The sequence below is a fragment of the Herbaspirillum sp. GW103 genome (genome assembly GCF_000261365.1).
In the GTDB taxonomy this organism is placed as follows: Bacteria; Pseudomonadota; Gammaproteobacteria; order Burkholderiales; family Burkholderiaceae_D; genus Herbaspirillum.
The window spans coordinates 1,842,272-1,854,660 of sequence record NZ_AJVC01000003.1; the positions used below are offsets into that span (position 1 = coordinate 1,842,272).

At 63.8% G+C, this 12,389-nt stretch carries 10 protein-coding genes and 1 riboswitch; of the genes, 6 read left to right on the forward strand and 4 right to left on the reverse strand.

Translation table 11 applies throughout. The features are described from left to right. Window positions 1-54: 54 nt before the first annotated feature. The 3 genes from GWL_RS11790 to GWL_RS11800 are packed head-to-tail and all read right to left on the reverse strand — an operon-like array spanning window position 55 to window position 3,854. Window positions 55-855, reverse strand: a complete 801-nt coding sequence (locus GWL_RS11790; RefSeq protein ID WP_008330247.1) for an ABC transporter ATP-binding protein — start codon at window positions 853-855, stop codon at window positions 55-57. Then, window positions 852-1,835, reverse strand: coding sequence for an iron ABC transporter permease (locus tag GWL_RS11795; RefSeq protein WP_008330248.1), 984 nt, complete (start codon window positions 1,833-1,835; stop codon window positions 852-854). The genes GWL_RS11790 and GWL_RS11795 overlap by 4 nt, the downstream gene beginning before the upstream one ends. Before the next feature lie 42 nt (window positions 1,836-1,877). Then, on the reverse strand, window positions 1,878-3,854 hold the full coding sequence (locus GWL_RS11800) for a TonB-dependent receptor (protein ID WP_008330250.1): 1,977 nt from the start codon (window positions 3,852-3,854) through the stop codon (window positions 1,878-1,880). Between the two features lie 79 nt (window positions 3,855-3,933). After that, a riboswitch (cobalamin riboswitch) is annotated at window positions 3,934-4,213 on the reverse strand. Window positions 4,214-4,711: 498 nt separating this feature from the next. Here GWL_RS11800 and GWL_RS11805 point away from each other — a divergent pair. Together GWL_RS11805 and GWL_RS11810 are read left to right on the forward strand one after the other, a co-directional pair. After that, window positions 4,712-5,446, forward strand: a complete 735-nt coding sequence (locus GWL_RS11805) for a protein phosphatase CheZ (RefSeq protein ID WP_008330251.1) — start codon at window positions 4,712-4,714, stop codon at window positions 5,444-5,446. Beyond that, complete coding sequence (locus GWL_RS11810) at window positions 5,446-7,350, forward strand: chemotaxis protein CheA (protein WP_008330264.1); 1,905 nt, start codon at window positions 5,446-5,448, stop codon at window positions 7,348-7,350. Before GWL_RS11805 ends, GWL_RS11810 begins: the two co-directional genes overlap by 1 nt. Window positions 7,351-7,437: 87 nt before the next feature. Here GWL_RS11810 and GWL_RS11815 read toward each other — a convergent pair whose 3' ends face one another. Then, on the reverse strand, window positions 7,438-8,379 hold the full coding sequence (locus GWL_RS11815; protein WP_008330266.1) for a CysB family HTH-type transcriptional regulator: 942 nt from the start codon (window positions 8,377-8,379) through the stop codon (window positions 7,438-7,440). Window positions 8,380-8,550: 171 nt separating this feature from the next. Here GWL_RS11815 and GWL_RS11820 point away from each other — a divergent pair, with 171 nt between their 5' ends. From GWL_RS11820 to GWL_RS11835, 4 genes are all read left to right on the forward strand, one after another. After that, window positions 8,551-9,324: a sulfite exporter TauE/SafE family protein gene (locus GWL_RS11820; protein ID WP_008330268.1), complete on the forward strand. Its 774-nt coding sequence runs from the start codon at window positions 8,551-8,553 to the stop codon at window positions 9,322-9,324. Between the two features lie 63 nt (window positions 9,325-9,387). Then, window positions 9,388-11,085 (forward strand): nitrite/sulfite reductase, encoded by a 1,698-nt coding sequence (locus GWL_RS11825; RefSeq protein WP_008330270.1) that lies wholly within the window; start codon window positions 9,388-9,390, stop codon window positions 11,083-11,085. Next, window positions 11,078-11,605, forward strand: a complete 528-nt coding sequence (locus tag GWL_RS11830; RefSeq protein WP_008330271.1) for a DUF934 domain-containing protein — start codon at window positions 11,078-11,080, stop codon at window positions 11,603-11,605. The genes GWL_RS11825 and GWL_RS11830 overlap by 8 nt, the downstream gene beginning before the upstream one ends. A gap of 30 nt (window positions 11,606-11,635) precedes the next feature. Continuing rightward, complete coding sequence (locus GWL_RS11835; RefSeq protein WP_034350478.1) at window positions 11,636-12,367, forward strand: phosphoadenylyl-sulfate reductase; 732 nt, start codon at window positions 11,636-11,638, stop codon at window positions 12,365-12,367. The last annotated feature ends 22 nt before the right edge of the window (window positions 12,368-12,389 follow it).

Below are 12,389 nucleotides of genomic sequence, written 5' to 3' on the forward strand. Positions count from 1 at the left end.
TCGCGAAAAGGGATGCAGATTGACATACGGGTGCACGAGAATACGAAGCTTCTTTCAAATCTTCGGGATCAGCGGGCTGCCCTGGGCGGCCAGGAAAACCATTCCGTCCGGGCTTGCGAGGGCGACGAAGCGGCAACCGAAGGCGGCTTCCAGCGCAGCGGGCTGCATGACCGCCTCCACCCTGCCACCTTGCGCGGCACTGCCATCGAGCAGCAAAACGTGCGAAGCAAAGCGCCTGGCCAGATTAATGTCATGACAACTGGCCACTACCGCCCCACCCTGCTGCGCCAATGCCTGCAGCAGCTGCATCACCTGCCATTGCGCGGCGATATCCTGATGCGAGGTCGGTTCGTCCAGCAGATAGAGCGCGGGGGCCTGGACCAGCAGGGTCGCCAGCGCCACGCGCTGGCGCTCGCCGCCGGAGAGTCGCAACAGGTCCTGGGTCGCCAGAGCAGCCAGGCCGACCTGTTCGAGCGCCAGGCTGGCCGGTGCGGTGTCGCGTTTCTCGCCACCCCAGCCATCGCCATGGGCGAAGCGGCCGGCCATGACGGCCTCCAGTACCGGCAGCGAAAACGCATCCTGTTGATGTTGCAATAGCAGACCCCGCTGCAAGGCCAGTTGCGCCGGCGAGTAGCAAGACAGCGCACGCCCCTGCAACAGTACCTGCCCGCCATGGGGCGGCTGCAAACCCGCCAGCACATGCAGCAGGCTGCTCTTGCCCACGCCATTGCGGCCCAATACGCACCAGAACTGGCCGGGCCGGACCTGCCAGTCCAGTCCATCGAGCAGCAGGCGGGCACCGGCCCGCACGACCAGCTGGCGCGTCTCCAACAAGGGAACGGAAGACCCCTTCATGTGCGACTCCGCGCCAGCAGCCACAGAAACAGCGGCACCCCCACCAGGGCGGTGATGACGCCCACCGGCAACTGCACCGGCGCCACCACCGTGCGCGCCAGCAGGTCGGCCAGGGTCAGCGCCGCGCCGCCGGCCAAACCACAAGCCGGCAGCAGCAGACGCTGGTCATTGCCCAGTACCAGCCGCAGACCATGCGGCACCACCAGTCCGACAAAGCCGATGGTCCCGGCCATGGCCACGGCGCCAGCGGTGCAGGCGGCGGCCACGCACAGCAGCATCACGCGCAGCCGCATCACCGGCACGCCCAGCAACTGCGCAAAGGCATCGCCGCGCGCCAGCAGGTTCAGCGACGGAGCATGACGCCAGCTCCACAGCAGCGCCAGCAGCAGGACCGGTGCCACCAGGGGCAGCAGACGCGCATCGTCGAGGTCGCCGATGAGCCAGAACACCATGCCGCGCAATTGGGCATCGGGCGCAATCGACAAAGCCAGGGAAATGAGCGCGCCGAAACCGGCCGCCAGCATCACCCCCGTCAGCAGCAGGCGCTGACTGGAAAGCAAGGGCGAGATCGCCAGATGCCGCAGCGACTGGCGCACCAGCCCGAACAGCAGCAGCATGGCCAGGCCTGCACCCAGCAAGGCGCCGGGCGCCGTGACCGCCTGCAGCGGCCAGCCCAGCCGCAACGCCACCAGCATGGCCAGCAGGGCACCCGCCGCAGAACCACCGGACAGGCCCAATACATAAGGATCAGCCAGGGGATTGCGCAACAGGACCTGCATCAGCGCGCCCGCCAGGGCCAGCGCACCGCCCACCACAAAAGCCGTCAGCGCCCGCGGCACCCGCAGCGACAGCAACAGTGCCACGCTGTCGGCCGGCGATGAAGGACGCAGGCACCCCGTGCTGCCGCACAGCGCCGCCACCGACAAGGCCAGCAGGGATAGCAGCAGCAAGATGCACAGCACGGGCAGATAAGGTCGCATGGGTGGCAGGCTCAGATCAGTGGCAGAAGCGCGGGCTTGGCTTCAGAAGTCGTAGCGGGCGGTGAATTTTACTGCCCGTCCATCTTCCGGATAGATGCCCGATACCGCCCCGCCACTGCAGTCATAGGCTTGCGAGTAATACTTGCGGTCGGCCAGGTTGGTGCCGGTGACGGCCAATTCCCAGGCGCTGACACGTACCGCATAGCGGGCATCGAAGGTGGTGAAGGACGGCATGCGCGCGCAGGTGTTGGCAAAATCATTGCCCATGCGCTGGCGGTCCACCCAGCGCGCCCCCACATCGGCACTGTGCTGGCCGGACTTCCAGTTCAATCGGGTCGACAGCGTATTGGCCGGCACCAGCGCCAGTTGCTTGCCGCTGTTGTCGCCCTGCACGAAACGCGCATCGATGTGCTGGTAGGTGGCACGCCACCCCAGGGTCTCGGTCAGCTGCACGCGCCCTTCCAGTTCCACGCCCTGATGACGGGTCGGGGCCAGGTTGCTGTTGGCACCGTTGCCGCCATTGGCGGTGGGGTCGTAATACAGCTCGTCACGCACGCGATGGCGGAACCAGCGCAGCGTCACCTGGCGTGCGCTATTGCCCAGGGTCGCGCCCAGTTCCAGATCATGCGAGACCTGGGGCTTCAGGACCGCGCCGCTGGGCAAGGCGGTGAAACCGTTCTCGTCGGCCGTGGCCAGGCGATAGCTCTGGCCGGTCTTGACGAAGCCGCGCAGCAACGGCAGCGGTGCGTAGCTGGCCTGCAGGTCCCAGGCATTGACGGCACTGGTGCGGCCATAGGCACCGGAACCACTTAGCTGGGTGAACTGCTCGCGGCGCACGCCGGCGGCCACGCGGGCATTGTGGTCGAACTCGATTTCATCGCGCAGATACAGCGCCTTCGAATGCTGGGAGGCATCGCTGTTGCCATAGCTGGCGTTGGTGGCCGAACTCCATTGGGCCAGGTCGACGCCGGCAATGGCCTCGTTCTTCCAGAAACCACTCTCGAGTACGTGGCGCAGGCGCGGCGAGAACTGGGTAGTGCGTACATTGTTCTGCGCGGTCGAGCCGCTGCTGACATAGGTGGAGCGCGAGATCTTCTCGCGATGCGACAGTTCGGCGGCCACATCAAAGGCACCAAAACGGCGTTCCAGGAAGGCCGTAATGCTGTCGTTGTCATAGGAGCCATGGTCCAGTGGCTTGCTGGTCTGGCGCGCATTGGCTTCATATTGCGCTTGCGTCAGGCTGCCCGGCAGGCCGAAATCGGCCCGGGACAGGTTGGCACGCAGGCCGAAGCGCCAGTCGCTGGCGAACCATTGCACCGTGGTGCTGGCGTTTTCCTGGTTGGCACGGCTGTTGTGGCGCCAGTTGTCGGCGTGCGATTTGGCATAGCTGGCATCGATGGACATGTTGTCCCAGCCGCGCGAGACCGCCGCCCGGCCCGCGCGCTGACCGTTGCTGCCGACTTCGCCCACCACGGTACCGTGCGCCGCATTGGCCTGCGGGCGGCGGGTGATGATCTGGATGGTGCCGCCGGTGGCGCCGCTGCCATAGAGGACGCTGCTGCCACCGCGCACGATCTCGATACGTTCGATGGTCTCGATGGGAATCGACGACAGCAAGGGCGTCGTCAGTTCGTTCTCGGAAATACGTACACCGTCGACCAGCACCACCATGTTCTGGTCCCCATTGGCGCCGAAGCCGCGCAGGTCCAGCGGGAAGTCGCGCGGACCGGCCAGGCTCTGGCGTCCGTAGACGCCGCCCAGCTTGCGGATGGCTTCATTGGCGTTGTCGATGCCGGCTTCGCGGATCTGCTCGGCGGTGATGACCGTGGTGGCCACCGGCGCAAAGGCCGGATCGTTCGGGAAGCGCGAGGCCGACACCACCACGGCCGACAGCGGCTGGCTGGCGTCGGCTGCCTGGCTGCCGGCGGCCAGGGTCGAGAGGATGAGCGCAACGGCGGTGCGCAGGGCAAAACGGGGGCGTGGACCGCCGCAGCGGGCCTGGAAATGAGCGATGTGCATGAAAAGACAGTCGATGAATGTGTGCAGCCTGCCTCCCCGCAAGCCGCAATCAACGGAAAACCGCACCAGCATTGGCTGTGCAGCTCCCTCCTGTTCTGGCCGGTCTCCGGACTGCAGGCATGACCATCGGCCTTCCCATGTGGCGAAGTGAACGTTCGCGCAAAAAACACAGTGGCGTGGAAGACGGTCTCGCCGGCATGTCGAGACGTATCGTCTCACTGCTGCCGGCACCTGGTTACCGTTGCGGGGGCAGTACACCTTGGCCGGCCCTCCTGCTTGCTGCAGGCGGCCTGGCGCGTGTTTCCCGTTTAACGGCCGGCGAGGATACGCCGGCGGGCACCAAAACCGCGCCATTGTAGGCGTGCAATGTGCAGGCTACAAGCGTCCGGCAACAGATGATGTAAATCAGCACAAGCCCGAGCACACTAATTGCTTTCAGGAAAAAGCCGGATAGAATTCATCCCCAGCAGCTTTATATAGAATAAATTCGATTCTTCTATCGAAAACATTTGAAACGCGGTCTCCGGCGCTGGGTGGTCGGGGCCGAAAAATTGAAACAAATGGGGGATTTCACTCGCTGTTTGGCCGATGAGATCACGGCAAGCGGTCCTATACTCGGCGCCATGGCATCGTCGACCGATGGACTCTTGGCGGGTCCGCTGGCCTCACTGTCATCCCTGAACCGTTGTCGTGGTCTGCGGGCCTTCAGACTCTGCCTCTGGCTGCCGATATCTCCTTGATATCGGGGAAAGGGTAGTTGCTGTGCCTCCCGGAACGACGCATTTGATCCGCCTACGGGCAACTTTGCACAGCAGTGCGCCGACGAGCGCACACCTTTGTTGGGAGAATCAGTAATCATGAGCGACGACGTTGATCTGGAAGCATTGTTTGACGAAATTTCCTCGCAGACGCTACCGGGCATGACCGCCGAACCGGCCGCCGCCACCGCCAGCAGCGACGAGGCAGCGGCAGGCGAACAGGAAGATCAGAGCGACAAGCCCATGTATGAACGCCTGGGCGGCATCGTGCGCCTGTTGCACGATTCCATGCGTGAACTGGGTTACGACCGCTCGCTCACCGACGTAGCCGAGCAGATCGGCGACGCCCAGAGCCGTCTCGAACACATCGCCACCCTCACCGAGCAGGCGGCCAACAAGGTGCTCAATGCGCTCGATTCGGGCATGCCGGCCCAGGACCGCCTGCAGGAACAGGCCAAGGACATCAACGCCCGCTGGACCAGGCTCTATGCCGGCCAGATGAACATCGACGAGTTCAAGGCGCTGGCAGGCGACTCGCAGAAATTCTCCACCTCGGTCATGGAATCGACCGAAGCGGAAAAGGCGCGCATGCTGGAAATCATGATGGCCCAGGACTTCCAGGACATCACCGGCCAGCTGATCAAGAAGATCGTGGCCATCACCGCCACCGCCGAGCGCGAACTGGCGCAATTGCTGCGCGACAATGCACCGCCCGAGGTGAAGGCGCAGATGGATGCGGAAAAACCGGTCACCCTGATGAATGGCCCGTCCGTGGGGGGCACCGCCATGGCACAGGACGACGTGGACGACTTACTCGATAGCCTGGGGTTCTAATGGATGACGAAATGCTCAAGGATTTTGTCGTTGAAGCGTTGGAGCTCGCCACCAACGTGGAAGAGCATCTGCTGACGCTGGAACGACATCCTGATGACCTTGAAATCCTCAACGCGGTCTTCCGCGCATTCCACACCATCAAGGGTGGCGCCGGGTTCGTGAACCTGCCGGCCATGGTGTCGGCCTGCCACCTGACCGAAAACCTGTTCGATGCGCTGCGCACCGGCAAGGCCCCGGTCACGCCGCTGGCCATCGAAGCGGCGCTGCAGGCCAGCGGCTTCGTGGCCGACCAGTTGAACGAATTGTCCAACGGCGCCGCGCCCGACAGCCTGGCCTCGATGCCGGCGGAACTGAAAGACATCCTGACCCAGGCCATCGAAGGCAAGAGCGAAGCGCCGGCGCCCGCTGCGGCTGCGGCTGCCCCGGCGGCAGCGGCACCCGCGGCAGCACCGGTGGCAGCAGCCCCCGCTGCTGCGGCCAGCGTCGATGGCAGTGCCAGCGTGATGAAAAATGGAGAACTGGACTGGCCCGCGCTGTATCAGGCGCTGGTGCCGGGCGCGGCTGCCGCGCCGGTGGCTGACAGCCCGGCCGAGGCCGCTCCGGTCACCGCTGCTGCGCCTGCCGCCGCCGCTGCCGCGGCCCCGGCAGCCGCTGCCGATGGCGAGCCCAAGGCTGCCGCGCCGGTGCAACAGAACCGTCGTTCCACGGATTCTCCCGGCGGAGCCAAGGAAGAAAGCATCCGTATCGATGCCGTCAAACTGGATGCCCTGCTGGAAGTGGCCGGTGAATCGGTGCAGGCCGCCAACCAGGCCGCCGTACTGCTGGAAAAGCTGCAACAATTCAAGTTCGAAGGCACCGCTGCGGCGCTCATGTCGACCCTGGCCGAAACCCTGGGCCGCGCCTCGCGCTACTCCAGCGAACTGCAACGCGCCACGCTGTCCACGCGCATGCAGCCGGTGGGCCGCCTGTTCCAGAAATTCCCCCGACTGGTCCGCGAACTGGCCAAGGACCTGGGCAAGGACGTGGACCTGGTCATCACCGGTGCCGAAACCGAAGTCGACCGCGTGGTGGTGGACAGTCTCTACGACCCGCTGGTGCACATGCTGCGCAACTCACTGGACCACGGTATCGAAGTGGACCGCGCCGCCGCCGGCAAGCCCAACAAGGCGACCATTTCGCTCAACGCCTGGCAGGCCGGCAGCAGCGTCATGATCGAAGTCTTCGATGATGGCAAGGGCATGGATCCGGACATGCTGCGCGGCAAGGCGCTGGCCAAGGGGCTGATCAACGAACACCAGGCGCTGACCGCCGACGAGGCGCTGCAACTGGTGTTCCTGCCCGGTTTCTCGACGAAGGAAGTGGCTTCCAGCGTCTCCGGACGCGGCGTGGGCATGGACGTGGTCAAGACCGCCGTGGAAAAGCATCGAGGCACCATCCGCATCGAATCGACCGTCGGCAAGGGTACCAAGTTCTCGATCCGCCTGCCCATCGAACTGTCGATCATCCCGACCATGCTGGTGCGCTGTGCCGGCGCCCCGCTGGCCCTGCCGATGGCGGTGGTCGAACGCGTGGTCGAGCTGCCCGAGACCTTCGACGAAGTCGGCGGCGCCCCGGTGCTGCGCGACCAGGGCCGGCCGCTGCCGGTCAACTCGCTGGCCGGCGTGCTGGGCTACGAGCCGGGCAATGAACGGGTCGGCATCGTCATGGCGGTACCGCATCCCTACATCCTCGGGGTGGAATCGGTGGAAGGCACGGCCGATCTGGTGATCAAGCCGCTGACCGCCATCCACACCGCCGGCATCACCGGTACGGCCCGTTCGGCTGAAGGTGAGCTGGTGCTGGTGGTGGGCTTGTCCTTCCTGCTGGACGGCTGCCGCGACATGGAGCGCACGGCAGTGGCGTAAGCTGCGGGCAATATGGGCAAGAAAGCAAAACGGCCGGATCTTCTACGATCCGGCCGTTTTGTTTCTACTCAGCCCCCATGCGCTTGCTTAAAGTTCATACATGTCCTTCTCGCCCTCCATGACCTGCGCAATCAGCTTGCGGTTCAGGGTCGGCGCCAGCAATTCGATGAAGGTATAGACATATCCCCGCAAATACGCCCCCTGCTTCAAGGCCACGCGCGAGACATTGGTGCCGAACAGGTGGCCGGCCGGAATGGCCCGCAATCCCCGGTCGCGCTCGGCATCGAAGGCAATGCCGGCAATGATGCCCACCCCCATGCCCAGCTCCACATAGGTCTTGATGACGTCGGCATCGATGGCTTCGAGCACCACATCGGGTTTCAACTGGCGCAGCGAGAAGGCATGGTCGATCTTGCTGCGGCCGCTGAAGGCGGAGTCATAGGTGATCAGCGGATTGGCGGCGATCTCTTCCAGCGTCAGGCTCTTCGATTGCAGCAGCGGATGGTCGGGCGGCACCACCACCACGTGCTCCCACTGGTAACAGGGCAGCGACACCAGCCCCTCGCCTGAGGCCAGCGCCTCGGTGGCGATGGCAATGTCGGCCTGGTCGTTGCGCACCATCTCGGTGATCTGCTTGGGATTGCCTTGCAGCAATGACAAATGCACCTTGGGATATTTCTGGGTGAAGGCTTGTACCACCTTGGGCAAGGCATAGCGCGCCTGCGTGTGCGTGGTGGCGATGGTGAAACTGCCGCTGTCGTGGGCGGCGAATTCCTTGCCGATGCGTTTCAAGCCATCCACTTCCTGCATGATCAGCTCCACCGACCGCAGCACCGCCCGACCCGGCTCGGTCAGGCCGCGAATCCGCTTGCCGTGGCGGGTGAAGATGTCCACGCCCAGCTCTTCCTCCAGCTCGATGATGGCCTTGGAAACGCCTGGCTGCGAGGTATAGAGGGCCTTGGCGGCCTCCGTGAGGTTGAAGTTCTGCCTTACCGCTTCACGAACGAAACGGAATTGATGAAGATTCATGTGGGAATTCCTTCGCTTCTACCTAGTAAGCGGGCGGCGCCCGGCGCCAGCCCTGCCTGCTTCATTCGCCGCATTTCCATATGCCAAAGGCGTATATAAGCAAATAAATACTATGTAGTTTGGTTTGAAACATAAGTTTATTACGATTCGCAGACTAATGGGCGAGGTGTTATGACTGTTTCTTATGTAGTAAGCGGATTTGCCGTAGGACTGCTGGTCGGACTGACCGGGGTTGGTGGCGGCTCGCTCATGACACCGCTGTTGACCTTGCTGTTCGGCATTCATCCTTCGGTGGCCGTGGGCACCGACCTGGCCTTCGCGTCAGCCACCAAGACCGCCGGCACCCTGGCCCACCGCTTCAAGGGCACGGTGCGCTGGGATGTGGTGCGCCGCCTGTCTTATGGCGCCCTGCCCGCCGCGCTGCTGACCACTCTGCTGCTGAAGCATTTTGGTGCCGTCAGCGACGGCATTGCCCTGACCATCCGCTATTCGATCGCGATCTCGGTGTTCCTGACCGTGGTAGCGCTGCTGTTCCGCTCGCGCATGCAGGCCTGGCTCAACGCCCATCCGGAAGCCCAGTTGCAGGGTACCAGGCTGGCCAGTGCCACCATGGCCGCCGGGGCCCTGCTGGGCACGCTGGTGACCATTTCCTCCATCGGTGCCGGTGCCGTGGGCGCGACCTTGCTGGTCTTGCTGTATCCTCGCCTGTCTCCGGCGGAGATCGCCGGTACCGACATCGCCTATGCCGTGCCGCTGACTGCCATCGCTGCACTGGGCCACTGGTGGCTGGGTTCGATCAACTGGGAACTGTTGGCCACGCTGTTGCTGGGCTCGGTTCCGGGCATCACCATCGGTTCGCTCGCAGCGCGGGCGGTGCCGGAGAAATTCTTGCGCGGCCTGCTGGCCATTACGCTGACGAGCGTTGCAGTCAAGCTGATTTGGTAGGCTTATTTTCAATCGGGCGCACCCTGATCCGGGCGCCCATAAGACGTTAACAGGGAAGACAAGATGTACCGCTATGACCAATACGATCACCTGATCGTCAAAGAGCGAGTCGCACAATACCGAGACCAGGTGCGTCGGCGCCTGTCGGACGAACTGGCCGAAGACGAATTCCGTATCCTGCGCCTGCAGAACGGCCTGTACCTGCAACGCCATGCCTACATGCTGCGCATCGCCATTCCCTACGGCATGCTGGCCTCCAATCAACTGCGCAAGTTCGCCGAAATCGCCGTCAAGTATGACCGTGGCTACGGCCACTTCACCACGCGCCAGAACATCCAGTTCAACTGGATCAAGCTGGAAGAATCGCCCGAGATCCTGGAGCAGTTGGCCAGCGTGGAAATGCACGCCATCCAGACCTCCGGCAACTGCATCCGCAATACCACCTCGGACGAACTGGCCGGCGTGGCCGCCGATGAAATCGTCGATCCGCGTCCCTATGCCGAACTGATCCGCGAGTGGAGCACCTTCCACCCCGAGTTCGCCTACCTGCCACGCAAGTTCAAGATCGCCATCAGCGGCGCCGCCGAAGACCGTGCCGCAACTGCCGTACACGATATCGGCCTGCATGTCATCAAGAACGAGGCTGGCGAAGTCGGCTTCCGTGTGCTGGTCGGCGGCGGCATGGGCCGCACCCCGATCCTGGGCAGCGTGATCCGTGACTTCCTGCCCTGGAAGCACGCCATGTCCTATCTGGAAGCGATCCTGCGTGTGTACAACCAGCACGGCCGCCGCGACAACATGTACAAGGCCCGTATCAAGATCCTGGTCAAGGCCATCGGCCCCGAGGAGTTCGCGCGCCAGGTCGAAGCCGAATGGGCAGACATCAAGGATGGCCCCTCCACCCTGACCGAAGAAGAACTGCAGCGCGTGGCCAAGTTCTTCACCGATCCGGCCTACGAAACCCTGCCGGCCGTGGATGCGGAATATGAACGCCTGAAGGCTGAAGACCGTGGTTTCGCCAACTGGATCAAGCGCAACGTCAAGGCGCACAAGCAGGCCGGCTATGCAGCCGTGCTGCTGTCGCTCAAAAAACCGGGCGTGCCGCCGGGCGACATCACCGCCGACCAGATGAACTTCGTGGCCGACCTGGCCGACCAGTACAGCTTCGGCGAACTGCGCGTGACCCACGAACAGAACCTGGTGCTGGCCGACGTCAAGCAATCCGAACTGTATGCGCTGTGGAAGGCCGCCAAGTCGCATGGCCTGGCTACGCCCAACATCGGCCTCCTGACCGACATCATCTGCTGCCCGGGCGGCGACTTCTGCTCGCTGGCCAATGCCAAGTCGATCCCGATCGCCCAGGCCATCGCCGAGAAGTTCGAGAACATCGACTTCCAGCATGACATCGGCGACATCGAACTGAACATCTCCGGCTGCATCAACGCCTGCGGCCACCACCACGTGGGCAACATCGGCATCCTGGGCGTGGACAAGGATGGTTCGGAGTGGTACCAGGTCTCGCTGGGCGGTGCCCAGGGCAACGAGTCCTCGATCGGCAAGATCATCGGCCCCTCGTTCTCGGCCACCCAGATGCCCACCGTGATCGACCGCCTGCTGCAGGTGTATGTCAAGCAGCGCACCGAGGAAGAACGCTTCATCGACACCGTGCGCCGCATCGGTGTGACCCCGTTCAAGGAATTCGTTTACGCAACGCCGATCCGTTCGGCCGAGTATGTCGCAGGAGAAGACGCAAATGCCTGAAATCATCAAGAACAAGACCGTCGTGAGCGACGACTGGACCGTCCTGCGCCTGGCTGAAGGCGAGACCGCAGAGACCGTGACCGTGCCGCAAGGCCGCGTGATCGTGCCGCTGAAAGTGTGGCAGGCACAGGGCGAGGCCCTGAAGTCGCGCGCCGAGATCGGCGTGTGGCTGGCCAGCGATGAGCGTCCGGAAGAACTGAAGGGCCAGCTGGAGAACTTCAAGGTCGTCGCTGTCGACTTCCCCAAGTTTGCCGATGGCCGTGGCTATTCCATCGCCTACAACCTGCGCGCCCGCCTGGGCTACACCGGTGAGCTGCGTGCCATCGGCGACGTCCTGCGCGACCAGTTGTTCTACATGCAGCGCGTGGGCTTCGATGCCTTTGCCGTGCGAGCGGACAAGAACATCCACGATGCCGTCAAGGGCCTGACCGACTTCTCCGAGAAGTACCAGACCTCCTGGGACGAGAAGAACCCGCTGTTCCGCCGCGTCAAGCGCGAAACGGTGCAGGCCGCCGACTGAACCGCGATTGTGAAGAAGGAAGGACAGCCCATGGCCAACCCAGGCTTGCAAGACCTCATCGCCAAGACCCAGGCCACGCTGGAACGCATCGCCGCCGAGTACGCCCCGGCCGCGCTGGCCTCCAGCCTGGCCGCCGAAGACATGGTGCTGACCGACCTGATCCTGCGTGGCAAGCTGCAGGATCGCATCAGCATTTTCACGCTGGAAACCGGTCGCCTGCACAAGGAAACCGTTGGCATGCTGGACCGCATCCGCGAGACCTACGACTACGAGGTCGCGCCCTATCGTCCGCAGCCCGAAGCGGTAGAAGCCTACGTACGGAAGAACGGCGCCAACGCCTTCTACGACAGCGTGGAACTGCGCAAGGAGTGCTGCCACATCCGCAAGATGGAGCCGCTCAATCGCGCCCTGCAGGGCAAGGCTTCGTGGGTGACCGGCCAGCGCCGCGCACAATCGGTCACACGCGCCGAGCTGCATGTGCAGGAACGCGACGAAGCCCACGGCATGGAGAAGTTCAACCCCCTGGCCGACTGGTCGGAACAGGACGTGTGGGACTACATCCGCGCCAACGACGTGCCCTACAACCCGCTGCACGACCAGGGTTACCCTTCCATCGGCTGCGAGCCCTGTACCCGCGCCATCCAGCCCGGAGAAGACATCCGCGCCGGCCGCTGGTGGTGGGAGAACCCCGACTCCAAGGAGTGCGGCCTGCACGTGGTCGATGGCAAGCTGGTGCGCATCAAGGCGCATGCGGCGAGCTGAACCAGAATTCAATCAAAGCAAC

Bases quoted from the DNA above. Each gene is read 5' to 3' on its own strand.
- GWL_RS11825 (WP_008330270.1), top strand. From the start codon at position 9,388: ATGTACCGCTATGACCAATACGATCACCTGATCGTCAAAGAGCGAGTC.
- GWL_RS11815 (WP_008330266.1), bottom strand. From the start codon at position 8,379: ATGAATCTTCATCAATTCCGTTTCGTTCGTGAAGCGGTAAGGCAGAAC.
- GWL_RS11795 (WP_008330248.1), bottom strand. From the start codon at position 1,835: ATGCGACCTTATCTGCCCGTGCTGTGCATCTTGCTGCTGCTATCCCTG.
- GWL_RS11805 (WP_008330251.1), top strand. From the start codon at position 4,712: ATGAGCGACGACGTTGATCTGGAAGCATTGTTTGACGAAATTTCCTCG.
- GWL_RS11830 (WP_008330271.1), top strand. From the start codon at position 11,078: ATGCCTGAAATCATCAAGAACAAGACCGTCGTGAGCGACGACTGGACC.
- GWL_RS11810 (WP_008330264.1), top strand. From the start codon at position 5,446: ATGGATGACGAAATGCTCAAGGATTTTGTCGTTGAAGCGTTGGAGCTC.
- GWL_RS11835 (WP_034350478.1), top strand. From the start codon at position 11,636: ATGGCCAACCCAGGCTTGCAAGACCTCATCGCCAAGACCCAGGCCACG.
- GWL_RS11790 (WP_008330247.1), bottom strand. From the start codon at position 855: ATGAAGGGGTCTTCCGTTCCCTTGTTGGAGACGCGCCAGCTGGTCGTG.
- GWL_RS11820 (WP_008330268.1), top strand. From the start codon at position 8,551: ATGACTGTTTCTTATGTAGTAAGCGGATTTGCCGTAGGACTGCTGGTC.
- GWL_RS11800 (WP_008330250.1), bottom strand. From the start codon at position 3,854: ATGCACATCGCTCATTTCCAGGCCCGCTGCGGCGGTCCACGCCCCCGT.